This window comes from Thermanaerosceptrum fracticalcis, assembly GCF_000746025.2.
In the GTDB taxonomy this organism is placed as follows: Bacteria; Bacillota; Peptococcia; order DRI-13; family DRI-13; genus Thermanaerosceptrum; species Thermanaerosceptrum fracticalcis.
The window spans coordinates 482,501-506,202 of sequence record NZ_CP045798.1; the positions used below are offsets into that span (position 1 = coordinate 482,501).

At 43.4% G+C, this 23,702-nt stretch carries 24 protein-coding genes and 2 rRNA genes (1 of these 26 cut by a window edge); 24 read left to right on the top strand and 2 right to left on the bottom strand.

The window, feature by feature from the left end:
• The 3 genes from BR63_RS02470 to BR63_RS02480 form a co-directional block, all read left to right on the top strand.
• A 23S ribosomal RNA gene (locus BR63_RS02470) occupies positions 1-31 on the top strand; it begins 3,436 nt to the left of the window's first position.
• Between the two features lie 154 nt (positions 32-185).
• Positions 186-300: ribosomal RNA gene (gene rrf / locus BR63_RS02475) — 5S ribosomal RNA — on the top strand.
• A 246-nt stretch (positions 301-546) separates the two neighbouring features.
• Positions 547-1,632 carry a sensor histidine kinase gene (locus tag BR63_RS02480; protein WP_034426160.1) on the top strand — a complete coding sequence of 362 codons (1,086 nt, stop codon included), beginning with the start codon at positions 547-549 and terminating at the stop codon, positions 1,630-1,632.
• Here the strand turns inward: BR63_RS02480 and BR63_RS02485 are convergent, their stop codons facing one another.
• Positions 1,633-3,090: a transposase gene (locus BR63_RS02485; protein ID WP_243269998.1), complete on the bottom strand. Its 1,458-nt coding sequence runs from the start codon at positions 3,088-3,090 to the stop codon at positions 1,633-1,635.
• 25 nt (positions 3,091-3,115) lie between these two features.
• Here BR63_RS02485 and BR63_RS02490 point away from each other — a divergent pair, with 25 nt between their 5' ends.
• Entirely contained in the window at positions 3,116-3,400 is a 285-nt protein-coding gene (locus tag BR63_RS02490) for an ATP-binding protein (protein WP_034421774.1), read from the top strand.
• 180 nt (positions 3,401-3,580) lie between these two features.
• On the top strand, positions 3,581-3,964 hold the full coding sequence (locus tag BR63_RS02495) for a hypothetical protein (protein WP_034421772.1): 384 nt from the start codon (positions 3,581-3,583) through the stop codon (positions 3,962-3,964).
• A gap of 106 nt (positions 3,965-4,070) precedes the next feature.
• Here the strand turns inward: BR63_RS02495 and BR63_RS02500 are convergent, their stop codons facing one another.
• Positions 4,071-4,388, bottom strand: coding sequence for a YbjQ family protein (locus tag BR63_RS02500; protein WP_034421770.1), 318 nt, complete (start codon positions 4,386-4,388; stop codon positions 4,071-4,073).
• A 221-nt stretch (positions 4,389-4,609) separates the two neighbouring features.
• On the opposite strand from BR63_RS02500, the gene BR63_RS02505 reads away from it, so the two are divergent.
• From BR63_RS02505 to recJ, 19 genes are all read left to right on the top strand, one after another.
• Positions 4,610-5,563 carry a 3D domain-containing protein gene (locus BR63_RS02505; protein WP_051965665.1) on the top strand — a complete coding sequence of 318 codons (954 nt, stop codon included), beginning with the start codon at positions 4,610-4,612 and terminating at the stop codon, positions 5,561-5,563.
• A gap of 119 nt (positions 5,564-5,682) precedes the next feature.
• Positions 5,683-6,438 (top strand): YebC/PmpR family DNA-binding transcriptional regulator, encoded by a 756-nt coding sequence (locus tag BR63_RS02510; protein ID WP_034421769.1) that lies wholly within the window; start codon positions 5,683-5,685, stop codon positions 6,436-6,438.
• 171 nt (positions 6,439-6,609) lie between these two features.
• Complete coding sequence (locus BR63_RS02515; RefSeq protein WP_034421767.1) at positions 6,610-7,218, top strand: hypothetical protein; 609 nt, start codon at positions 6,610-6,612, stop codon at positions 7,216-7,218.
• 124 nt (positions 7,219-7,342) lie between these two features.
• Entirely contained in the window at positions 7,343-7,840 is a 498-nt protein-coding gene (gene ruvC / locus BR63_RS02520; RefSeq protein ID WP_034421797.1) for a crossover junction endodeoxyribonuclease RuvC, read from the top strand.
• On the top strand, positions 7,837-8,436 hold the full coding sequence (gene ruvA / locus BR63_RS02525) for a Holliday junction branch migration protein RuvA (protein ID WP_034421766.1): 600 nt from the start codon (positions 7,837-7,839) through the stop codon (positions 8,434-8,436). The genes ruvC and ruvA overlap by 4 nt, the downstream gene beginning before the upstream one ends.
• Positions 8,437-8,450: 14 nt before the next feature.
• Positions 8,451-9,476, top strand: a complete 1,026-nt coding sequence (gene ruvB, locus BR63_RS02530; protein ID WP_034421764.1) for a Holliday junction branch migration DNA helicase RuvB — start codon at positions 8,451-8,453, stop codon at positions 9,474-9,476.
• 11 nt (positions 9,477-9,487) lie between these two features.
• A complete protein-coding gene (locus tag BR63_RS02535) occupies positions 9,488-10,033 on the top strand; it encodes an epoxyqueuosine reductase QueH (RefSeq protein ID WP_420825488.1) in 546 nt (181 codons plus the stop codon).
• Positions 10,034-10,049: 16 nt separating this feature from the next.
• On the top strand, positions 10,050-10,274 hold the full coding sequence (locus BR63_RS02540) for a DUF2905 domain-containing protein (protein WP_034421760.1): 225 nt from the start codon (positions 10,050-10,052) through the stop codon (positions 10,272-10,274).
• A gap of 52 nt (positions 10,275-10,326) precedes the next feature.
• Positions 10,327-11,052, top strand: a complete 726-nt coding sequence (gene sigI, locus BR63_RS02545) for an RNA polymerase sigma-I factor (RefSeq protein ID WP_051965664.1) — start codon at positions 10,327-10,329, stop codon at positions 11,050-11,052.
• 2 nt (positions 11,053-11,054) lie between these two features.
• On the top strand, positions 11,055-12,236 hold the full coding sequence (locus BR63_RS02550; RefSeq protein WP_034421758.1) for an anti-sigma-I factor RsgI family protein: 1,182 nt from the start codon (positions 11,055-11,057) through the stop codon (positions 12,234-12,236).
• Positions 12,237-12,385: 149 nt separating this feature from the next.
• Complete coding sequence (locus tag BR63_RS02555) at positions 12,386-13,864, top strand: SpoIID/LytB domain-containing protein (RefSeq protein ID WP_034421757.1); 1,479 nt, start codon at positions 12,386-12,388, stop codon at positions 13,862-13,864.
• Positions 13,865-13,882: 18 nt separating this feature from the next.
• Positions 13,883-14,905, top strand: coding sequence for a tRNA preQ1(34) S-adenosylmethionine ribosyltransferase-isomerase QueA (queA, locus tag BR63_RS02560; protein WP_034421754.1), 1,023 nt, complete (start codon positions 13,883-13,885; stop codon positions 14,903-14,905).
• Positions 14,906-14,921: 16 nt separating this feature from the next.
• Positions 14,922-16,058: a tRNA guanosine(34) transglycosylase Tgt gene (tgt, locus tag BR63_RS02565; RefSeq protein ID WP_034421753.1), complete on the top strand. Its 1,137-nt coding sequence runs from the start codon at positions 14,922-14,924 to the stop codon at positions 16,056-16,058.
• An 81-nt stretch (positions 16,059-16,139) separates the two neighbouring features.
• Positions 16,140-16,433, top strand: coding sequence for a preprotein translocase subunit YajC (gene yajC / locus BR63_RS02570; protein ID WP_034421751.1), 294 nt, complete (start codon positions 16,140-16,142; stop codon positions 16,431-16,433).
• Positions 16,434-16,554: 121 nt separating this feature from the next.
• Entirely contained in the window at positions 16,555-17,214 is a 660-nt protein-coding gene (locus BR63_RS02575) for an HD domain-containing protein (protein ID WP_034421750.1), read from the top strand.
• Positions 17,215-17,328: 114 nt separating this feature from the next.
• Positions 17,329-18,561, top strand: a complete 1,233-nt coding sequence (gene secD, locus BR63_RS02580; protein WP_034421748.1) for a protein translocase subunit SecD — start codon at positions 17,329-17,331, stop codon at positions 18,559-18,561.
• A 12-nt stretch (positions 18,562-18,573) separates the two neighbouring features.
• Positions 18,574-19,446, top strand: coding sequence for a protein translocase subunit SecF (gene secF, locus BR63_RS02585; protein WP_034421747.1), 873 nt, complete (start codon positions 18,574-18,576; stop codon positions 19,444-19,446).
• Positions 19,447-19,601: 155 nt separating this feature from the next.
• A complete protein-coding gene (locus tag BR63_RS02590; RefSeq protein WP_051965663.1) occupies positions 19,602-19,994 on the top strand; it encodes a LapA family protein in 393 nt (130 codons plus the stop codon).
• Positions 19,995-20,084: 90 nt separating this feature from the next.
• On the top strand, positions 20,085-23,702 hold the full coding sequence (gene recJ, locus BR63_RS02595; protein ID WP_034421745.1) for a single-stranded-DNA-specific exonuclease RecJ: 3,618 nt from the start codon (positions 20,085-20,087) through the stop codon (positions 23,700-23,702).

Here is a 23,702-nt window from a genome sequence, read left to right on the forward strand (position 1 = left end):
ACTGGTACTAATAGGCCGAGGGCTTGACCTACACCGCCGTAGGCGGTGAGTTGCTGGTTACTGGTTAATAGTTGCTGGTGAAATCGGTGTGCAAAACCTCTGTGCAGTTTTGAGAGAATTAATGTATTAAAGATAAAATAACTAATAACTAATAACTAGTAACTAATAACTGAAAACGAAGTTTTCCTGGTGACAATAGCGAAGGGGTCACACCCGTTCCCATCCCGAACACGGCAGTTAAGCCCTTCAGCGCAGATGGTACTTGGCCACGAGGCCTGGGAGAGTATGTCGTTGCCAGGATTATTTATTTAAAAGAGAGACTCAACCGAGTCTCTTCTTTCTTTTAATGAAAGGGGACACACTTGCTGAAGATTGGGAGGTTCTTTGGTGATAGAAATATCCCCAATTCGGTATATGTTTGTTTCATTATATATAGAGAGCAACCTTTATAAAAAGAAATAATTAAGATATAATTTAAAAATGGAATATAGTAGCGTAATAAATCCTCCTCGTTCCCGTAAATTTATTGAGGAAAGAAGGGGTAATTTGAGTGCTCAAAAAAACAATAACATTTATAAGATAGAACAATATAGTTTTATTGTTGAATGTATATTTCTAGCCTTTTTAAGTATCATTTTAATTCGCAGGTTAGACCCTCCTACCATCTTAGAATGGCAATTTTTTGCCTCTATAGTCATCATTATTATTGCCGTTATTATTTATATGGGTACTCTGTATAAGTTTAAATACAGCAATGTACCCAGTAAATTGGAATTATTTTTAAGGGTCGTATTTCTTTTAATTTCCGGATGGCTGCTAGCCCAAACCAACGATTCCTCGGTACGGGTAATTATTGTTTTACCTACAGTTCTAGTGGCTTTACGTTATGCAATTAAATATACTATATTAATTGCGGGAGTTACATCTCTTGTAGTGATTGTTTCTGACACAATAAATCAAAGAAATAATATTGATTATGAGTTTATCTTTATCTGTTTCATCTGGTTTTTGGGGATTCTCATCAGCAAGACTATGGAAAACGAACGACAATTATACAGGGAAAAACAGAAATTACTGGAGAATGAGAAATATGCAGCTATGGGACAGATGGCAGCCGGTATTGTGCATGAGGTAAAAAATCCCCTGACAACCATTAAAGGCTTTATTCAGTTGCTGGAGAGAAATATAACGAAGAAAGACCCTGAAGAGGTAAAGTATTATCTTAAAGTAATTAATAAAGAAATTGACCGGGTCAATAATTTATTGAAAGGTTTTTTGCAATATGCTAAACCAAGCACACCAAAGTTTACCATTTGCAATTTTAATCAAATTATATTAGATATGAGTATATTACTGGAATCACAGTGTACGGCCAAGGGTATACAATTAGAGACTGATTTAGAAGCTGATCCTCCCGAAGGATACTGTGATTCTAACCAAATTACACAGGTTATTTTAAATATTTGTTTAAATGCTATTGATTCCATGGTTCATAGCCCCCAAAAAATCTTAACTATTAACACGTTCGCAGATGCCGAATATATTTATGTAGTCATCAAAGATACGGGCTGTGGTATGACAAAAGAGCAAATGGAGAAAATTTTTAATCCTTTCTATACTACTAAACAGTAGTTATGCAGTTTCAGGATAATTTTTCCAATTCCATAACCTAAGTTCCAAAGAATGTGGCCAGAATTTATCAATAAGCCTTGAAAAACGCTGGGTTGCCGTGTCAAAATAGACTTGGATCAACTGCTCGCAACAGCGGATCCGACAACCGGCGTTGAAGAAGTACCTTATCACTTCGCAGAGGGAGGGGGCTTGTTCGGCGCCTTCTTTATTGCACTCCCAAGAGGCATAACAAAGAAGGGTCTTCGCTGTAAACAAGAGCTCCACATGTGCGAAATGAGCTGTTTCAGACTGAGCATAGCAAGATGTTAAACCAAGATTCTGTTTAGCGGTGCGGTAAAAAACTTCTATTCTCCATCGTTTAGCATAGGCAGTTGCAGCTTCTTCCGGCGTATCTACGCGATTGCTTATCAGGAGATACGCATCCTTGAAGGTTGCCGGGCATTCTTCCTCCGGAAGAACTATGCTGCCCTCGACAGCCTGCTTCTCATAAGTGGCTGCAATGGCAGCTATGGGTAAAAAACGTTGTCTAGTAATGGGTTTTCCCTTGCGTGTTAAGGTCTCATAGGGCATTTTGATGTAAATGTCCGGAATACTGAGAACCGATTCTTTGCCAAGGACCCGAAGCTGGGAATAAACTTCTCGCAGCAGTTGCTTCGGATTAAGTTTAATGTAGCGTTCCTTTCCTAGTACCGGGTCGTAGATTTTCCTGAATAGCGCCGTGTTACGTTTGGCTTTGGTAACCCAGTCAAAATTTTGACCCATCAGCCAGTTCAGGAACTTTTTACACAAAAACCAGCGATCCATGGCTACCCAGAGTCTGGCCTTGTTCAACTGACGCACCTCTGCGAGCATCTGTTTAGCAAGATCAAGCTTGGTTTGTTTTTCATTCTCCTGGCCATTTTTAACCCAGAAGCGCCACAGCATAGGATATTCGAGCCCATTCTTTAAGACAGCCAGGGTCGACACAAGATTAATGCACCATACATGGCACTTATCCGAACTGTCAAAGAGCCAACAGAGAAAGGGGATTTTTTTACCGTGAGGATGCTCAATTTTAGTATCGTCTAAGGCAATGATATCGCCGTCGGTCAGCCTGCTATCCGTGTTTTCTTGTAACCTGGCAAATCTGCCCAAAGAGAACCGGAGCCACTGAAAGGGCTTGGAGAGAAACCGGCTGAAGGCACTTTGAGAGATGATTTGCCCGGAAAGCAGTTGTTGTAAAAATGGAGCTTCCGTTGAAAACTTAGCATTTTGATTTGCAGAACTTGAATGATTAGCAAGGCCGCAGATGTAGGCAAAAGCCAGGAGCCACGCTGGAATTCCGGAGTGTTTGCGTATTCCGGACTGGGAAAACAGCAGAGACAGGTCAAACAAATCCCAAATTGTCTTGAGTACCGGGATTCCGGCACCTTGACCGTGATCCTTTTTTTCGAAAGTTGGTTTACACAGTTTCTTCATCAACATCACCCATATCGCTAGAGTGATGGTAAAAAATACCATCCAAAGCGATTATGGGGGCTTTTCGAAAAAGTCAAGACCTTTTTTGTCGAAAATTAGGATCTTTTTTAAAATATTTTTTGAGTTATTATTTTCTATTTATTTCCACCAACTGCATAACTCCTGTACTAAAGAACACGGAACTGGCCTGGGCCTTAGCGTATGCTATAAAATAGTAGAAAACCATTCGGGGAAAATTAGTGTTGAATCCGAAGTTAATCAAGGAACCAGGGTTTCCATTGTTTTACCCAAAAATTTATGTCTTAATTAAGCAGCTCATCATATAATAAAATGTAGGCAAAAATTTCCCCGGGACATATTCTTAAGCAGGAAAATATGCTTTTATGTAGAATTACATAAATTACGCCTTTCTTATCGTAAAGAGTAGTGCTATAAATAATTGCGGACAAAGAGAATGCTCTATAAAACAGGGATTAAAGGAGATGTCGCCATGCGTAAAATCACAAAGGTATTTTTACTCTTATTCCTGTTCTCCTTTGCTTTTGTAGGTTGTGACAGTCAAGTCCTTGAAAAGCCGGATCTCATGGAAAAGCTTATTAACAAAACTGTAGAGACCACAGAAAAAGCAATTAAAGATAAAGACATTAAACTTGCGAGGGAAATTTGGGGTCAGGTATCAGATTATGGCCTTAAGGCCAATGAGACAGGTAAAAAGGAATTATCCGAGTCTTTAGGCAAACTGGCTTCTACTTATCTTTATTTGGTGAAATACCTGGAAACCGGCGATGCTGCCCAATTAAATCAATTTAGGACTGATTTCGAAACCGCTATCCAAAATCTAAAATCCATAACAATAGAAAATAAGAAAGTGTAAGAAATAAGGAAAGGGCACACACCTGCTGAAGCTTAGGTATTTCTTAAAAGGCAGGAATGTCCCCAAATAAGTAAAGGGCAGAGATTTCTGCCCTTTATGATTATTATTAGTTTTCAGCTCTTACCGCCGTTCCGGAAACTGTCACCATTAACATTCCTTCCCGTACAACCTCATAGTCTATATCCACGCCCACTATGGCATTTGCTCCTAATTTTCTGGCTCTTTGTTTCATTTCCTCCATAGCAATTGTCCGGGCTTCAATAAGTTTTTCCTCATAAGCACCGGAACGACCGCCTACAATATCCGTAATACTGGCAAAAATATCTCTCACCACGTTGGCCCCCATAATAGCCTCACCGGCGACAATCCCGTAGTATTCTTTGATTCTGTACCCCTCTATATTAGGGGTTGTGGTAACAATCATTGTGGCTTACCTCCTTAATATTTTTAGAAATCCTATTGAAATTATGATATATGGTTCTCTCTATTATCCTCATAATCCTTTTTGTTTAAATAAAATTAATGTCTTTTGCTTCATGATGACATACCATTCTAAGATCTGGTTTGCTCTAGACGGGTGACGGGTATTTTATTGAAGAAGGGATTTGTGTCTACATGTCGAATATAATAAGTTGGAGGTGACCTATGAAGCTTACACGCAACATTGTGATTATGATCTTGCTTCTACTGCTGTTGTTTATGGGAAGCAAGATTACCCTGGGCAAGCATGAAATAAACCTTATTGAACAGGGTAAAAGTGTTGCCATTAAAACCGGAGCCAAAACTGTAAAAGAATTAATCGAGGAAAGAAAAATTATTATCAATGAAAATGATCAGGTTATACCAGGTATAGAAGCGGCCCTGACAGACGGTATGTCTATTGAAATCAAGCGGGCTAAATCCGTGGGAATTATAGCAGATGGAAAAAATATATCCCTTAACACCACTGCCCAACTGGTAAAAGAAGTATTGGATGAAGCAGGAGTAGCCTTAGGCCCACATGATAAGGTAATCCCAGGATTACAGGAAGCGGCGGACAGCCAGATTAAAGTTATTCGCGTGACCAATAAGAATCTGACCGAACAGAAGGATATTCCCTATGAAGTTGAGCGCAAACCTGAAGAGAGTCTTTATAAAGGGGAACAGCGTGTTTTACAGAAAGGAAAACCCGGCTTAGAAAAATACGTTTACGAAGTGGTGCTGGAAGATGGTAAAGAGGTAGCCAGGAAACTGATACAAAAAATAGTGGTAAGGGAGCCGGTGAAAGAGGTTGTAGCCATGGGAAACCGCCAGACAGTTTCCAGGGGTGGTAAAACCCTGGAATTTGAGCGTGTCTTAAACATGGTGGCCACAGGTTATACCCATACTGGAAATAGAACATATACAGACATTTGGCCCTCTGTGGGTGTTGTGGCTGTTGATCCCGACGTTATTCCTTTGGGTACCAGGTTATACATAGAGGGATATGGCTATGCCACAGCCTTAGATATCGGCAACGCTATTAAAGGTAACAGGATTGACCTATTTTTTGAAACAAAAGCACAAGCCTTGAAGTGGGGAAGACGCACTGTTCAAGTGTTTGTACTTCACAAAGGATAATACGAAATTGTTTTCAAACCGAGTTTATGCTAAAATATAATAGCGAGCAAAAAGGCACAGGTGTTTCCTGTGCCTTTCATATGACTATCTAGCAATAATGGATGGGGGGAGTAATTCAAATGTCAGGCCATTCTAAATGGGCTAATATAAAACACAGAAAAGGAAAACAAGATGCTCTCAAGGGTAAACTTTTTACTAAGCTAGGACGTGAACTGATAGTTGCGGCTAAAATGGGAGGAGCTAATCCCGAAGCAAATTTCCGCTTGAAGATTGCCATTCAAAAGGCCAAAGCCGCTAACATGCCCAATGATAATATCAACAGGGCTATCCAGAGAGGAGCAGGCGGCCAGGATAGCAATAACTACGAAGAGCTGGTTTATGAGGGATACGGACCTGGCGGTGTAGCCGTTATGATCAATGTCCTCACGGATAACAGAAACAGGACAGCCGGGGAAATCAGGCACATTTTTTCGAAAAACGGCGGAAATATGGGTGAGACCGGCTGCGTTGGCTGGATGTTCGAAAAAAAAGGGGTATTGGTGTTAGAGCCCGCTAAAACAAATCTCAGTGAAGATGATTTAATATTGCTTGTTGTGGATAAAGGCGCAGAAGATATTAAGTTTGAAGAGGAAGAAGTACAAATCATCACCGCGCCGGAGGAATTCCAGGCTGTCAAAGAGGCTCTGGAGAAAGAAGGTTTGTCCTTTACCCGGGCGGAACTGGCTATGATCCCGCAGAATACCGTGGAAATAAAAGACCTGGACCAGGCAAAATTACTGCTGCGCATGATGGATTACCTAGAAGAGCATGATGATGTCCAGGACGTATACGCCAATTTTGATATTCCTGACGATATTATGGAACAACTACAATAAAAACCGCGAAAGCGGTTTTTATTTTGCGAACAGAGAACCTTTCTTACCAGAATATGTATAATTTTTTGGCATTTGGGAAACCATAATAATAAGGAAAGGGGACACACCTGCTGAAGTTCGGGGCTGTCTCTGGGGGCAGGAATGTCCCCAATCTGGTAAAGAAGGGGAAATATGCGAATCAGTAAATATAGGTACCTTTATTTATCATTATTCCTGGTGTCCTTAGTAAGTGCCCTGGTTGCTTACTATTATACAACCTTATTGCCCGGGTCCGGGGAGAAGCCCGAAGAAGCTGTGGTGATTCCCCCCGTTAAACAGCAGGTAATTCATGCTGGTACATCCGTATATTTACGAGAACAATATGCTCTTTGTTCAAAATATAATTTAGGGTGTGATACGGAAAAACTTATAGACGGGACCGCCAGGAATGAATTTAATAATATGACATATACGGAGTTGGAGGCTAAGTATCCTGAATCTGCCAACTGGAAAATTAAGTGGGAACAAAATAAGGTAGTTATTGAAAAGATCCAGCCAGGGCTATGTCCCGAGCATAAAGAGAGATGGCATTTAGAACCTGATGAGACAGGAGAAAAAGTAGCAGCCTATGTAGGCCCCGTGGAAGTTGGCAAAGAAGGAGGCCTTGTTCATAATACCGATATCATGCTCAGCAGTTTACCTGTCGAGATTCAGGAGAAAATTAGATCAGGCAGGCTGGGATTTATCGATTGGGAAGAGCTTATTGCCACTTTAGACAGTTTAGATGAATATAATGAGTGATCATAAACCCCTTGTTCTTTAATAGGACAGGGGTTTAATCTTGTTAGGACAGTTTTTAAAAGGAGATAGACACCTACCGTCGAATACTATAAATAATAAGGTGTTTAGATATGAGGTGAGTAAAATTATTATTTTAGGTGTTGATCCCGGAACGGTCATAACGGGTTACGGGCTTTTAGAACATTCGGGAAATAAATTTAAACTCCTGGAATATGGTACAATTTGTAGTATGAAAACAGATGAAGGCGCCGTACGGCTCAATCAAATTTATACCGGTATGATCAATCTTATTGAAAAATTCAAACCGGATCATATAGCCATTGAGGAATTGTTTTTCAATAAAAATGTGAAGACAGCCCTGGAAGTAGGACAGGCCAGGGGGGTATTGATGCTGGCCGCTTATCAAAAGGGAGTACAGATCCATGAATATACACCGCTGCAAGTAAAACAGGCCGTGGTAGGTTATGGGCGGGCGGAAAAAAAGCAGGTGCAGTTTATGGTAAAGGCCATATTAAATATACCGGAAATACCACGTCCCGATGATGCAGCTGATGCCCTGGCTTTGGCTATCTGTCACGGACATTCTTTTTACTCTCAGTTGGCCAGGAGGGATTTTTTATGATTGAATTTCTACAAGGAGAGTTAATCACAACTGGTGTAAACTATGTTGTGCTTAAAGTAGGAGGGATTGGTTATCGTTTACACGTACCCGCCAGTTGTTTACATAAACTGCCAGACTTACAGCAAGAAGTGATCATGTATACTTATCTCCATATCCGGGAGGACGAACTCAGTCTTTACGGGTTTTTAGATATAACGGAGAGAGAATTTTTTATCACTTTACTGCAGGTTTCCGGCATTGGACCCAAATTAGCTTTAAATATTCTATCCAAATTAAATGTCAATGAACTGAGAAGAACCATCGTGATGGGCGATGCAGGGCCGCTCACCGGGATTTCCGGTGTAGGAAAGAAAACTGCACAAAGAATAATCTTAGAACTAAAAGATAAGTTGGGTAAGGAGCAAATTGTAGAGCAAGCCTTCTCCCCAAGTGTCAACGATAATGTACGCAGTCAAACTGTGTCCGCCCTTGTGGCCTTAGGCTACAGTCTGGCGGAAGCACAAAGCGCAGTGCCCAGTTTGGATTCACTTTCCCAGAAAAACCCTTCTGTGGAAGACTTGTTGCGCATTGCGTTAAAGACCCTGGCTAAATATTAGAAGTGGAGGAAACCATGTCAGTTGAGAGAATAGTGTCTCCGGACTTAATCCAGGAGGAAAATGAGGAAATAACCTTAAGACCCAACCGCTTGCAGGATTATATAGGACAGGATAAAGTAAAAGAAAACCTGGCAGTTTTTATCAAAGCTGCCAGGCAAAGAAACGAAGCCTTGGACCATGTATTGTTATATGGGCCCCCGGGTTTAGGAAAGACCACCCTGGCTAATATTATAGCTGTGGAGATGGGAGCCCAAATCAGGGCTACCTCAGGGCCTGCCATTGAAAGGCCTGGGGACCTGGCTGCTATTCTTACCAATCTGCAGCCTAAGGACGTCCTGTTTATCGATGAAATTCATCGTTTAAACAGGGCCGTGGAGGAAGTACTTTATCCGGCCATGGAAGATTTTTGCCTCGATATTATAATAGGGAAGGGGCCCAGTGCCCGTTCCATCCGCCTGGATTTACCACCCTTTACCCTGGTGGGAGCTACAACACGCATTGGCAATCTTACGGCTCCTCTGAGGGATCGCTTTGGGGTAATCAGCCGTTTGGAATATTATGGCGAAGAAAGCCTGGTAGCCATCGTGGAGAGGGCGGCTAAAATTCTGAATATCGATATTGATAAAGACGGAGCCAGAGAAATTGGCCGAAGAGCCAGAGGAACGCCGCGTATTGCCAATCGTCTTCTCAAAAGAGTAAGGGATTATGCCCAGGTACAGGGGCAGCGCATTATTACGAAAGATTTAGCCGACCATGCCCTCAATCTTTTGGAAGTGGATCACTTAGGTTTGGATGCTACCGACCGGCGTCTCCTCCTTTCCATTATTGAAAAATTTGGCGGAGGGCCTGTAGGGCTGGATACCCTGGCTGCTTCTATCAGCGAAGAGACTACCACCATTGATGATGTTTATGAGCCGTATCTTTTACAATTGGGATTTCTGCAACGCACCCCCAGGGGGAGAGTTGCAACAATCTTTGCGTACCAGCATCTTGGTATTGGCTATAACAAGAAAGAGGATGTTGAACCCACCCTTTGGTAGGAGGAATGAAATTGAAAATTTTGTTACATTCTTGCTGTGGCCCCTGTAGTATTTTTCCGACCCGGAAACTTTTAGAAGAAGGGCATGAGGTAAGGGGATATTTTTATAATCCCAATATCCACCCATACACCGAATTTCAAAAGAGGCTGGAGACATATCAGGAGTTTGCGGAAAAAACAGGATTACCGGTCATTATCGATGATAATTATGAAATTGACGAATTTTTACGGCAGGTAGCCTTTCGGGAAGGGGAACGCTGCCGTATCTGTTATAGCCTGCGCCTGAAAAAAGCCGCCCAGGTTGCCAGGAAGGGGCAATTTGATGCCTTTACTACCACTTTATTGGTAAGCCCTTTTCAAAAACATGAACTGATCAAAGAGATAGGCACTGCCATCGGGGAGGAATTGGGGATACCTTTCTATTATTGTGATTTCCGCCCGGGCTTTAAGGAGATTGTAACCGTCTCCAAGGAACAAAATATGTACCGCCAGCAGTACTGTGGCTGTATCTACAGTGAAAAAGATCGTTATATGCCAAAAAGAAAACCAAAGAGTTAGGAAAGGAGGACCATTGATGGGAGACTTTTCATCATTCGGCAAAATTTTGCTTGGTATCGGTGCTTTTCTTTTTTTCATGGGTTTACTTTTTCTTTTATTGGGTAAATTTACCGGATTAGGCCGCTTACCGGGTGATATTTATTACAATAAAGGTAACTTTACCTTTTATTTCCCCCTGGCCACTTCCCTTCTTTTAAGCTTAATTTTAACGGTGTTATTGAATCTCTTTTTTCGGCGTTAACCCCCGTAAACTCATGATGAATTACGAAAAATTTAACTGAGAGGTGATAGTGTTGGACTTAGATATTCGCCAAGCTATCATCCAAGTCCAACAAGGCCGGAATGAGGTAAGGGAAATGCTCATTCAGCAGTACCTGCCCTTTATTCTGAAAGTAACATCTCAGTCTTGTAATCGGTATGTACATTTAGGACAGGATGATGAAGTAAGTGTTGCCTTGATTGCTTTTAATGAAGCTCTCGATAAATATGATACAGAAAAAGACACCTCGTTCTTTACTTTTGCGGAAACCGTCATCAAACGACGGATTATAGACAATTTCCGTAAAAATAACAAGGATGGTAAATCTTTACCCTGGTCATCCCTTGTCCAGGATGGGGATAAAGAAGTCATCCACAAATTAGATAAATTAACGTGGCAGGAGTCCCAGGACCGTCACAAGGAAGAGGAAATCGCCCGCCACCGCCGGGAAGAAATCATGGAATATCAGAAAAAATTGCGAGATTTTGGCATTACCCTCCAGGACTTGGTAGCAGCGTCTCCCAAACACCAGGATGCCAGGGCAACGGCCTTTCAGGTGGCAAGAATTATTTGTGAAAACCGAAAATACCGAAAATACCTGGAAGAGAAAAAAGCCTTACCATTAAAGGAATTGGAATCTGAAGTGAGTATCAGCAGAAAAACCCTGGAGCGCCAGCGTAAATACATTATAGCTTTGTCTATCGTCTTGATGGGGGACTTCACTTATTTGGGCGATTATATTGAGGGGTTAAAGGGGTGAGGATGATGGCGGAGAAGAAAAAAGGAATAGTGATGGAAACTTCTGCAGAAAGTGTCATTGTCTTAACACCCCAGGGAGAATTTTTACAAGTACCGTGGTCCCAAAGAGAACTTCCTCTCCTCAGCAGTGAAATTGAGTTTACGGTTCCCTTGAAAAAGACTTATCTGCCCAAAGCAAATTACCTTATTTATATGGCGGCAAGTATTCTTCTCCTGGTCTTCGTTTCTATACAGTTCTTAGGAGGAGTCTTGCCGGGAGCTAACCAGGTAGTAGCCTACGTTACCATTGATATCAATCCCAGTATTGAATTGGGGATAAACCATCAAGGTAAAGTTATCGAAGTAAAAGGGTTAAATGATGACGGAGCCAAAATTCTAGAGAAAATTAATGTAGTGGAACTTGATGTATCCCAAGCTGTTACTGTTATCACGGAAGAAGCTGTCAAGAAACAATACCTTTCACCTTCTAATGAAAATAATATTGTTATTACTATTAGTGGTAAGGATAAGGAGTTGACAAAAACAAAAGACCTCAATGCCCTGGCTTCCAGAGTTCTAGAGGAACACAAGTTATCCGGTAAAGCAGATATAGTGGAAATACCTATGGAAATCCATGATAAGGCCAAAGAATTGGGAGTGTCGCCGGGTAAATATGTAATTCTTTTGGAAGCTCTAGAACAAGGATTGGACGTATCCCTGGATGACATTAAGGGTAACAGTATAGTTAAGGCTATTAAAAAAGCGGGTGGTGTCCCCGGTGAATTAATTGCTAAAGCTCAGAAAGATAAACATGTTTTTAAAGAACTGGATTTACGCCATAACCAAACGGTGATGAATAAGCCTAAAGCTCCTGACGTAAAGGAGCAGGAAAAACCTGATCACAACAAAGATAAAAAAGAACAAAAAGACAAAAAGAAAGATGAGGAAAAAAAGGACAAAAGGAAAACTGTTGAGGAAATCAAGAAAATAAACCCCAAAGAAGAAAAAGAAGTGGAAAGTAAGCACATGGAAAAAAAAGATAGTGAGAGCGTGCCCTCACAAGATACTGGCCCTCTACAAGATGTTAAAAATGAGATAAATACTGGAACTGATGAAACAAAAAAAAACGACGTGAATGAGAACAGGAATAACAATAGTAATTCAGTCAAAGGAGGTTCCAACAACTCCGGAGGTAAAAAAAAGTAAAATCCTGCGCCGGCAGGATTTCTTTATTGTCAAAGAAATTATTAAATTTCTTTGACGGGGTTATTGGGGACGGAATTTTTACAATTAAGGAGGAAAGAGTTTCTGTTTTGTCGAAGAAAGAATAGGATTGTAGAATTGGAGGTTGAACAATGGGGTTGTGGAAATTACTGAAACGGCCAATGTACATAATTTTTATTCTCGGTATAACAATTTTAATGCCTCCTTCTGGAGTTCAGGGTGCTTATATTATAGCACCTCCCACCTCCTTAAGAGTGGCGCTGGCTTTGGATATGGCTTCTGCAGAATTTGCCGTTTCGGAAGGTAATTATGAGTTAGTTGATTACATGACGCAGCGTGTGATCAGCCCAGTACCCGGCTCTGGAAGCTGGGTGGTAGCCCCGGCGGGAAACGCTGGTATTCAGATCTCTAACAACGGACAGCCGGTTGGGGGCTTGGCCAGTTCTTTAGTTGTTTTACGGCAGAAGAATCCTGCAGAGCAGAATATTTTCCGTTTCAAAAATAAGCGGTATCGTGGGGATTTGCTCATTGAAAACTTGAATGGAAAATTACAGATGATTAATCTTATTGATGTTGAACAATATCTTTACGGGGTGGTAGGCGCAGAAATTGGCATGACCGCTCCGGATGAGGCCCTCAAAGCGCAGGCCATCGTTTCCCGCACCTATGCTCTGTACTATAAGGAACGTCCCCAGTTACATTATGATCTTGGGACCACTACGCTCTGGCAGGTCTATGGCGGTTATGATATGGAAGTGCTGAGCGGAGAGCGGGTGAAGAAAGCGGTCGATGAGACCAGGGGTATCGTAATCTATTATGATAACAGTCTAATTCAAGCCTTTTTTCATGCCAATTCGGGTGGTTACACAGAAAGTGCTGAAAATGTCTGGTACGCAAATATTCCCTATATTAAACCCGTAGCTGCGCCTGAGGATGCCCATGCCCTTCAGGTTCCGCAGCAAGCCGGTTGGCCTGCTGTCACCTATCAATGGGAAAAAACGTTTACCCGGCAGGAACTTTTAGACCAGATAAAAAAATGGAATAGTGAACACCCCGATAACCAGGTAAATGTGGGGGAGATTCTGGATTTTTCGGCTTCCCGCCAGGCCATTAATCCGGTAACCCGGGAGTATTTACCCTATGAAACCGCCTCCAAACGTGTCACCCAGTTTGATATTATTGGACAAAAGGGGGTAAAGAGTTTCTTCAGGGATCAAATTCGTTCCGTCCTTGGTTTAAAGAGTACGCTGTTTACCATATCTCTTGATTCAACGGTCAATATCTGGACAGCCTTTGGCACTCTGGATACTTTTAACATGACCAAGGATTTATTGGCCACCAATGTTGATGGCATGGTGAGTAAATTTAATGGCAATAATGGGAATTACTATGTAATAAGTGCCGAGGGTGTAAAAACTGTTCCTAAAGTCTTTACCAATGTAAAGATCAGCGGCAAAGGCCACGGCCATGGTTTAGGCATGAGCCAGTGGGGGGCCAGGGGGATGGCCGCTGCCGGCGATAACCATAAAAAAATTCTTGAGCATTATTACAACCAGGATAGAAATGACGGGCGGTTGACCCTAAAAATCTACCAGCCGGTTTTAAAGTAGTTTAAAGGGAGAACGATGATGCGGTTATCTGATTTTGATTATTATTTGCCACCGGAACTTATTGCCCAGGAGCCTGTGGAGCCCCGGGACCAGTCAAGGCTCCTGGTTCTTCACCGGGACACAGGTTGCCTTGAGCACCACAAATTTATTGATCTGGTGAAGTTTTTAAAACCGGGCGATGTGCTGGTCTCTAACAATACGAAAGTGATTCCCGCACGCTTATTCGGCCTTAAAGAGAACACAGGGGCCAACATCGAGGTTGTCCTTTTAAAACGTTTAGGTAACAGGCGCTGGGAGTGCCTGGTCAAACCGGGCAAGCGAATCAAAGTAGGAACAAAGATTATTTTCGGCCAGGGTGAACTGGTGGCTGAAGCCATCGATGTTACCAGCACCGGAGAAAGAATTCTGGAGTTTTCCTATGAAGGAGTATTCGAGGAAGTATTAGAGCGGCTAGGGAAGATTCCCTTACCTCCCTATATCACCAGGGAACTGGCGGAACCGGGCCGCTACCAGACAGTGTACGCACGGAATCCCGGTTCCGCTGCCGCCCCGACTGCCGGTCTGCACTTTACGGACAGGCTTTTAAAACAGCTGGAGGATAAGGGAATCCAGTGGATAGAAATTCTCTTGCATGTGGGGTTGGGCACTTTCCGGCCTGTGAAAAGTGAGGATATTACCCGGCATAAAATGCACGAGGAATACTTTGAAATCCCGGAAAAGTCTGCAGAGGAGCTGAACAAGGCTTTAGAAGCGGGGCAAAGAATCATTTCGGTGGGAACAACCTCAACAAGGGCCCTGGAAAGCGCTTTTCAAGCAGGAAAAATAAAAGCGGGGGCAGGAACCACGGGAATTTTTATCTATCCCGGCTATGAGTTTAAAGTTATTTCCGGACTGATCACCAACTTTCACCTGCCCAAGTCTACCTTGCTTATGTTAGTGAGTGCTTTGGCAGGCAGGGAGAATATTCTCAAGGCTTATCAGGAAGCTGTAAAAGAAAGATACCGTTTTTTCAGTTTTGGCGATGCCATGCTCATCATCTAACTTAGGAGGGAAACTGTTGCCTGCTGTTACCTTTGAGTTGTTAAAAGAAAGTACAGAATCAAAAGCCCGTTTGGGAAAGCTTCATACACCCCACGGAACTGTGGATACTCCTGTTTTTATGCCGGTAGGTACCCAGGCTACCGTAAAGGCCATGTCTCCCCGGGAACTGGAAGAGATAGGCGCGAGAATTATCCTGAGTAATACTTATCATCTCTATTTACGCCCCGGACACACCTTAATTCAGGAAGCGGGAGGTCTCCATAAATTTATGGCCTGGTCAGGACCTATTCTTACGGACAGTGGAGGATTTCAGGTATTTAGTTTAGGAGATTTACGTAAGATTACGGAAGAGGGCGTAGAATTCCGTTCCCACATTGATGGGTCTAAACACCTGTTTACCCCGGAAAAAGTGATGGAAATTGAGATGGCTTTAGGGCCGGATATTGCCATGGTATTTGATGAATGTGTCTCTTACCCCACCACCTATGAATACGCCAAAGAAGCTATGGAAAGGACCACCAGGTGGGCAGAACGTTGTTTAAAGGCCCACCACAAAGAAGACCAGGCCTTGTTTGCTATTGTGCAGGGGAGTTCCTTCCGGGAATTGCGCGAAAAAAGTGCGCGGGACCTGGTAAGTCTTGATTTCCCGGGTTATGCCGTGGGGGGGCTGAGCGTGGGGGAACCCAAACCCCTGATGTATGAAGTGTTAGATTATACAGTGCCCCTGCTGCCTCTTCATAAACCACGCTACTTAATGGGGGTGGGCTCGCCTGATTGTGTCATTGAGGGTGTTTTACGGGGTATTGATATGTTCGATTGTGTCTTGCCTACGAGGATTGCCAGGAATGGTACTGTATTCACCAAGTTGGGTAAGCTGGTGATCAGAAATGCCAAATACAAAAACGATTTTACACCTTTGGACCATCATTGTGACTGCTATACCTGCCGGACTTTTACCCGGGCCTACATCAGACACCTCTTCAACGTCAATGAAATTCTGGGGCTTCGTCTCACAACCATTCATAATTTACATTTCTTACTTGAACTGATGCGGAATATCCGGAAGGCTATTGCTGCTGACAGCTTGTCTGAATTTAGAGAAGAATTTTACCGTTATTATGAGCCTGAGCAGTTTGGCCAGAACAAAAATTAAATGTTTTTTCTTTATTTAAAAGGAGATACCCGGTTGTTGTCGAAATACTAAATGGTGAAATAAAACAAAGGAGGAAAATGAATGCAAGGTGGCAGTAGTTTAATCTGGTTGATTGTCTTCTTCGGGATCATGTATTTCTTGATGATCCGACCCCAGCAAAAGCAGCAGAAAAAGCGTCAGGAGATCCTTAACAGTCTGGAAAAAGGGGACAAGGTTGTTACCATCGGAGGTATCCATGGTACAATTATTTCTCTCAATGATAAAGATTTAGTTCTTGAAATAGCCCCTAATGTGAGAATTACTATCCAGCGTACTGCGGTAGGCTTTGTCAAAGTGGATGACGAGCCTGCTTCGAAAGAAGAGAAAAAAAGTTGATTATTTTAAAGCGCCGGTGGCGCTTTTTATTTTAAGGAAATTTTCTTGATGTAATGAAATAGCCAGGTTTAGTTAATTCTATTTGTTGGGACATAGTAGAATTTGCTGTGGAGGGTTCAGCGTGGTTTCACTGGCTCAGGTAAAAAACGACCCGGAAGTGATTTGTTATATAGAAATGGCCAACTGTCATCTGGGGGAAATGGGTTATACCGACCATAGTTTTCGTCACGTGGAAATAGTCTCCTGTAAAGCCCGGGAGATTCTGGACGGACTTCATTATCCGCCGCGCCTGGGGGAATTGGCAGCCATAGCCGGGTATCTCCATGATATCGGGAACGTGGTAAGCCGTTATGACCACAGCCAGTCGGGGGCCTTGATTGCTTTTCATATTTTAAGGAGAATGGGTATGGACTGCCGGGAGATCGCCATGATTATGGGAGCCATAGGCAACCATGATGAAGGGGAAGGACAGATTGTCAATATTCTTACGGCAGCCCTGGTTTTGGCGGATAAGACTGATGTCCACCGTTCCCGGGTTCGGAATAAAGATTTTGCCAAGTTTGATATTCATGACAGGGTTAATTATGCCGTAGAAAGTTCTGACCTCATTATTGATCCAGAATCCCGAACCATTTTATTGAAATTGGGCATCGATACTAAAATTGTCCCTGTAATAGAGTACTTTGAAATTTTTATGGTGAGGATGATGATGTGCCGCCGGGCTGCGGCGTACTTAAACTGCCAGTTTTCCATTGTGATTAATGAGGCCAAACTTCTTTAGGCAAACATTATTTTACAGCTTGTCTTGTTTGACAAGCTATCAGGATGAGGACTATAATTATTTAGTATGATATGCGCTAATAGCCAGAATAGTCAGCAGGGAGGAGAAGTTTGTATGAAGTGGGGGAAAGTAGTTGCTATTTTCTTAATCGTTGCCCTCATCGCAGGAGCAGCGTTCTACGCTGTAGAACCTCTAAAGAACAATCTTAAGCTGGGTTTGGATTTGAAGGGCGGAGTTCAGGTAAGGTTAGAGGCCAAAGGACCCGCCACAGATAGAGATATGGATCAGATTATTGCTGTTATGGATAAAAGGGTCAATGCCCTTGGGGTAACAGAACCTATTATCCAAAAAGAAGGGAAGAACCGGATTATCATTGAACTGCCGGGTGTCAAAGACCCCGAAGAAGCGGTAAGAATTATCGGTAAAACTGCTCACCTGGAATTTAGAACTTATGATGGGACAACTGTGCTGGAGGGCAAGGACCTGCAAGAGGCCGTAGAAGCCAAAGATCCTCAGGATGGTAAGGCTTATGTGGCTCTAAAGTTCAAACCTGAAGGTACTAGGAAATTTGCCGAGATTACAAAGCAGTTAGTGGAGCAGTATCCTGAGAAAGACGGTAATAAGGATCCACGTCGCGTTATTGGGATCTTTTTAGATAACGAGATGTTGCAGATCCCTTACGTTACCGAACCTATTCCCAATGGTGAAGCCAGAATCACCGGTTATGCAGATTTGAAAGAGGCCCATGAAATAGCCCTGCTCTTACGTTCCGGTGCTCTTCCCGTGCCCGTGGAAATGGTAGAAAAAAGGACTGTAGGTCCCACCCTGGGTGCCGATTCCATTATAAAAAGTAAAAACGCCGGGATTTACGGTATTATAGCCATCATGCTTTTTATGCTGTTCTATTATCGTGTGCCGGGCCTTATTGCCAATATCTCCCTGGTGCTCTATTCTTTACTGGTTTTGGGTATCCTGGCAGGTATCAATGCCACTTTGACTTTGCCGGGGATTGCAGGCTTCCTTCTCTCTATCGGTATGTGTGTTGATGCCAACATCATCATTTATGAAAGATTAAAAGAGGAACTGCGTAATGGTAAAAGCCTCAGGGCGGCCATTGATGCAGGCTTTTCCAGGGCTTTTTGGACCATCTTCGATGCCAACGTAACAACTTTAATTGCGGCAGGTGTGCTTTTCTACCTGGGAACCGGTACCATTAAAGGCTTTGCCGTAACCCTCAGTATTGGTATCCTCTGCAGTATGTTTACCGCAATTACCTTTACCCGGTTTATGCTTAAACACCTGGCCGATTCTCGCTTAGTGACCAATAGTAAATTTTATGGGGCATAGGAGGGAGCAAAAATGAACTTTATAGAAAAAAGAAAGCTGTGGTATGCCCTCTCTCTTATAGTGATTATTGCCGGCCTTATTTCCCTACTTGTCCAGGGTTTCAACTTTGGTATTGACTTTACGGGAGGATCTTTAATCCACCTGAAGTTCGTAGAAAAAAAGGTGGAGACCGAACAATTACGTTCTACTTTGGCTGATTTTAAATTAGAGCAAAGCTATATTCAGGAGAGCAGTGACGGTGGTTTCATTATCAAAACGGTGGAACTGGACCAGGCCAAACAGGACGAGGTATTGAAGGGGATAGAAAGCAAGCTGGGCAAATACGAACTGCTGCGCAGTGAAAAGGTTGGCCCTGTGGTGGGCCGGGAGCTAAGAATAAACGGTCTATTGGCCCTTGGTATTGCTTCAGTGTTAATGGTTGTCTACATCACTGTGCGTTTTGAATTCAAGTTTGCCATTGCCGCTATTCTGGCGCTGCTCCATGACGTAGCCGTTACAGTGGGTATTTTCTCCATCTTTCAAATCGAAGTGGACAGTGCCTTTATTGCCGCTATCCTCACCATCATCGGTTATTCTATTAATGACACCATTGTTATCTTTGACCGGATCAGGGAAAACTTGAAGAACAGGCGTAAGGAAACCCTGGAAGAGATTATCAACAACAGTATAACCCAAACCCTGACTCGTTCCATCAATACTGTACTCACAGTTATTTTTGTGCTGGTAGCCCTCTTAGTCCTGGGCGGTGAGACCACAAAGGTCTTCTCTCTGGCCATGCTGGTGGGCATTATCAGCGGTGCCTATTCCTCCATCTTTGTGGCAAGTCCCTTGTGGTTCGAGTTCAGGACTAAAGGCAGGAAAAGTGCCGGTCAAGTGAAAGCCTGATTAGTCTAGACATTAGCCTCGTGGAAACACGGGGCCTTTTTGTACCAGTCGGAAAGTATAAATTTGGAGAGATAGTTTATACTTTACCAGGAAAGAGGAAGGAGTAAGCTGAAAAAAGGCGAATATAAAGGATAAAAACAGGTGAGGTGAGAGAAATGCAAGTTTATCTTATCAGCGCTTTGCTATTTTCCCTCCTGGTAGCTGTTTTTGCTATTCAGAATACGGAACAGGTTATAATAAAGTTTTTAACTTTCCAGTTCCCCATCTCCTTGGTTTTGGTCATTTTAGGTTCTGCTGTTGTGGGAGCCTTGGCTTTATATTTTTTAGGCTTGTTTAAGCAGGTGGGTTCATGGATTAAACTCAGGCAACTCCAGCACCAGAAAGAAGATTTAGAAAATCAGGTAAAGAAACTCCAGGAAAAATTAGCGTCTCTAGAAGCAGCCAAAAATCTCTGTGAAGAAAAATTAAACCAACCCCAGGAGAGCACTGGTGAGCACAAAGAGGAACCTAAAAGTGCAGGAGAGAGCACCGTCAGGACGGAAGCTTAAGACTAGTTTCGGAAAAGGAGACTAAATGTCTCTTTTTTCTTGTGGACTATAGCAGGTATTAGTAGTTAGCGGCATTATGGGAGGAACAGCATGAGAGGAAGACGAATTTGGCGTCTAAAAAAACATAATAGTGATGCCGTACAAACCTTAACGAAGGGGTTAGGCGTTTCCCCAACTCTGGCCAAAATTTTGGTCAACAGGGGAATTACTTCTTTAGCAGAGGCGGAAGGGTTTCTACGAGATGATGTGAGAAAACTTAAAAGCCCTTTTGAAATGAAAGGAATCAAAGAAGGAGCCGAACGTGTACATAAAGCCATTACAAGCGGAGAAAAAATCCTGGTTTATGGTGATTACGATGTGGACGGTATTACCAGCACCGCTTTATTAACCGGTTTACTCCGTCGTTTGGGGGCCCAGGTTGATTATTATATACCGGCAAGAATGGAAGAAGGATATGGCTTAAACAACCAGGCCATTCTCCAGGCTAAAGAAGAGGGTATTGATTTACTTATTTCTGTTGATTGCGGTATTTCCTCGGTACAGGAGGCCGAATATGCTGCCAGTCTGGGATTAGACATTATTATTACCGATCATCATCAGCCTCCGGCCCGGCTGCCGCAAGCCTGCGCCGTGATTAACCCCAAACTTACGGAGTGTCAAGTTTCCTGGCTGGATTTGGCCGGTGTGGGTGTGGCTTATAAACTGGGACAGTCGGTAGCCCAGATGCAAGGAAAGGGAGAATATGCCTATCATTATTTGGATTTAGTGGCTTTGGGGACTATTGCCGATATTGTACCGCTGACTGGAGAAAACAGGATTTTAGTAAAGGAAGGGCTTAAATTGCTGGCTAAAGCCGAACGTCCGGGTATTAAAGCCCTTTTAGAGGTTACCGGTTTATACGGTAAAGAGATTTCTACCGGCCAGGTGGGTTTTAGTCTGGCCCCCCGTCTTAATGCCTGCGGTCGTTTAAGTGACGCCAATTTGGGTGTGGAACTCCTCTTAACAGATAGTTATGAGCGGGCCAGGGAAGTAGCATTATTCCTGGATAAAGAGAATCAGATGCGCCAGGCCATTGAAGCGGAGATCTTGCAAGATGCAGTGATGCGGATTGAAAAAGAACTGGACCTGGCCCAAGAAAAAATTATAGTTCTGGCCTCGGCAGAGTGGCATCCCGGGGTCATTGGCATTGTGGCTTCGCGGTTAACGGAAAAGTATTATCGTCCAACCGTTTTAATTTCCCTGGATAAAGGCTTAGGAAAAGGGTCAGCCCGCAGTATTCCCGGGTTTAATCTTTACCAGGCTTTGGTTTTTGTGAAAGAACATCTTCTTAAATACGGTGGTCATGAAATGGCCGCAGGCTTAACGATCGCGGAGGAAGCCCTTCCTTCCTTTCGCAGGGCGATCAACGAATATGCAGTCCAAACCCTTACTGAGAAAGATATGATTCCCTTCATCCAGGTCGATGCGGAAATAGCCTGGGAAGAGATTAACGAAGACCTTATCCAGGAGATAACCTGGCTTGCCCCCTTTGGTTTACATAACCCTTCTCCCGTATTGGCTTTACGCAGAGGACAGATGTGCGAATGTAAAGAAGTGGGCACAGAAGGGGCTCATTTAAAGGTAAGGGTTTTAGGTGAAAATAGAAGATTAGACGGCATTGGCTTTCAATTGGGAGCGTTAGCTCCCCAGGCTGCTGCCTGGGATAGATGTGATTTAGCTTTTGTTCCCGAAATCAATGTTTGGAACGGTCGTTCCCAGGTGCAGTTGAACATTAAAGATATTAAGCCTTCCCACGAGCCTGATGACCCTTTCCAGCCCATATCCTTTTTAGACCAGCTTTACCTGGAAGGTGAAGTGTGGCTGGAAGATGATTATTACCGGGATATCACGAACCGGGAAGAATTTTATACAAAAGTTGTGGGCGTTACCTTTAACGGCAGGCAGGAAATAATCAGGCAAATCAATGAAGGGGAAACGGTAATTTTACAGCGGGAACCCCACAATATCTTCGATCCCTGGGCTATTGCCGTGTATTATAACGATGCGCAAATTGGTTATCTCAATGCGCGCCTGTCCAGGAACCTGGCTCAGGCTCTCGATAAGGGAGCCCGTTACCAGGCTTATGTGACCCAGGTGACAGGACGCCTGAAGGAAATTTTGGGGGTTAATCTCTGTATCCGCAGAGTTTACGAAGAAGAAACGACTAAAGACCTAGGGAAAATCAAAGAAAAATTTAGGGCTTTGCCCGCGGAAGAGATGTGGCAGGAGATAAGAAAGGCCATCCTCGGTGAGTTTGACTATCATCCCAAACAGAAGGAAGCATTGCAGGCCCTGCGTGATGGCAGGAATTCCCTTGTGATTTTTGGAACGGGAAGGGGTAAGTCAGCGGTTTTTCAGACCATGGCTGCTTACCTGGCCCTGGCCAAGGGGAAGGCAACCGTGATTGTCTATCCTTTACGTTCTTTAGTAAATGACCAGTATCATCGTTTAAAAGATAAACTGGAGCCTTTAGGAATCACAGTGGCTGCCATCAACGGGTCCCTAAATTTAGAAGAGAGAAAAGAATTTTTTAAAGGTGTTCACCAGGGAAACATTGACGTTATTCTTACCACTCCTGAATTTTTGGCATATCATTTGGAAAAATTCCACATAATGGTAGACAGAATAGGTCTTTTTGTGGTCGATGAAGCCCATCACCTCCAGGGAAAACGTTATGGTTACCGCCAGTTAGGTAAAGTGTGGCGTGAGTTAGGGGCTCCGTTAGCTTTAGCTGTGACAGCAACGGCCAATGATGAAACGGCCCAGCATATTGTAGACACCCTGGCCTGCCGGTCCTTGATTATTGATACTCACGAGCGTGCCAATCTTCAGGTTTTAGACAGGCGGGGAGAAAAAGACAAACTCAGATACCTGCTTAACCTCATCGCCTGCGGAGAACGGGTAGTGATCTATGTAAACAGCCGTAAACAGGCTTACCAGCTGGCAAAAGAATTGCGCCAGTACTATCCTTCCCTCAGGGATGAGATAGGATTTTATCACGGCGGGCTGAACAGCGAATACCGCCTGACCCTGGAAAATATGTTTCGAGAGGGCGCCTTGCGGGTAATGGTTACGACCAGTGCTTTTGGGGAAGGTGTGGATTTCCCTGACATTCGACATGTGGTATTATATCATTTGAGCTTCTCCCGTACCGAATTCAATCAACTGTCCGGGAGAGCAGGACGCGATAACGGAAAAGCCCAGATTCACCTCTTGTTTGGTGAAGGAGACAGGAAACTCAATGAACTTATCTTAGAAGGCAGTACCCCCTCCCGTGAGGTGCTGGGGAAATTATATTTGTATCTCCGTGACAAATCCCGTACCCTAAATCCCCTGCAGATCACAAACAGTGAACTGGCTGAGTATATGCAGCAAGCTGGTCATAAAAATTTCCGTGAACAAACGGCTTCTGCCTCTTTGGCCATCCTGGAGGAATTAGGCCTTTTATTGCGGGAAATCGAAGGGAACCAGCGTTATCTTCACCTGGTCCCGCCACCGCCGGGTAAACTGGACTTGAACGACTCCGTGCGTTACCTGGAAGGATTGGAAGAGTGGGAAGAATTTAAGGAATTTGCCGAATATGTTTTAAAAGAAGATGCAGCCTGTATTTTAGGCACAGTAAATAAACCCATCTTTCCACAGATGCCCCTGAACTTGAAGGAGGATTAA

Excerpts from the sequence above, each read along its gene's own strand:
- BR63_RS02485 (WP_243269998.1), bottom strand. The coding sequence starts at position 3,090 with ATGAAGAAACTGTGTAAACCAACTTTCGAAAAAAAGGATCACGGTCAA.
- BR63_RS02490 (WP_034421774.1), top strand. The coding sequence starts at position 3,116 with ATGGTAAAAAATACCATCCAAAGCGATTATGGGGGCTTTTCGAAAAAG.
- BR63_RS02495 (WP_034421772.1), top strand. The coding sequence starts at position 3,581 with ATGCGTAAAATCACAAAGGTATTTTTACTCTTATTCCTGTTCTCCTTT.
- BR63_RS02500 (WP_034421770.1), bottom strand. The coding sequence starts at position 4,388 with ATGATTGTTACCACAACCCCTAATATAGAGGGGTACAGAATCAAAGAA.
- BR63_RS02505 (WP_051965665.1), top strand. The coding sequence starts at position 4,610 with ATGAAGCTTACACGCAACATTGTGATTATGATCTTGCTTCTACTGCTG.
- BR63_RS02510 (WP_034421769.1), top strand. The coding sequence starts at position 5,683 with ATGTCAGGCCATTCTAAATGGGCTAATATAAAACACAGAAAAGGAAAA.
- BR63_RS02515 (WP_034421767.1), top strand. The coding sequence starts at position 6,610 with ATGCGAATCAGTAAATATAGGTACCTTTATTTATCATTATTCCTGGTG.
- ruvA (WP_034421766.1), top strand. The coding sequence starts at position 7,837 with ATGATTGAATTTCTACAAGGAGAGTTAATCACAACTGGTGTAAACTAT.
- ruvB (WP_034421764.1), top strand. The coding sequence starts at position 8,451 with ATGTCAGTTGAGAGAATAGTGTCTCCGGACTTAATCCAGGAGGAAAAT.
- BR63_RS02540 (WP_034421760.1), top strand. The coding sequence starts at position 10,050 with ATGGGAGACTTTTCATCATTCGGCAAAATTTTGCTTGGTATCGGTGCT.
- BR63_RS02550 (WP_034421758.1), top strand. The coding sequence starts at position 11,055 with ATGATGGCGGAGAAGAAAAAAGGAATAGTGATGGAAACTTCTGCAGAA.
- BR63_RS02555 (WP_034421757.1), top strand. The coding sequence starts at position 12,386 with ATGGGGTTGTGGAAATTACTGAAACGGCCAATGTACATAATTTTTATT.
- queA (WP_034421754.1), top strand. The coding sequence starts at position 13,883 with ATGCGGTTATCTGATTTTGATTATTATTTGCCACCGGAACTTATTGCC.
- yajC (WP_034421751.1), top strand. The coding sequence starts at position 16,140 with ATGCAAGGTGGCAGTAGTTTAATCTGGTTGATTGTCTTCTTCGGGATC.
- secD (WP_034421748.1), top strand. The coding sequence starts at position 17,329 with ATGAAGTGGGGGAAAGTAGTTGCTATTTTCTTAATCGTTGCCCTCATC.
- secF (WP_034421747.1), top strand. The coding sequence starts at position 18,574 with ATGAACTTTATAGAAAAAAGAAAGCTGTGGTATGCCCTCTCTCTTATA.
- BR63_RS02590 (WP_051965663.1), top strand. The coding sequence starts at position 19,602 with ATGCAAGTTTATCTTATCAGCGCTTTGCTATTTTCCCTCCTGGTAGCT.
- recJ (WP_034421745.1), top strand. The coding sequence starts at position 20,085 with ATGAGAGGAAGACGAATTTGGCGTCTAAAAAAACATAATAGTGATGCC.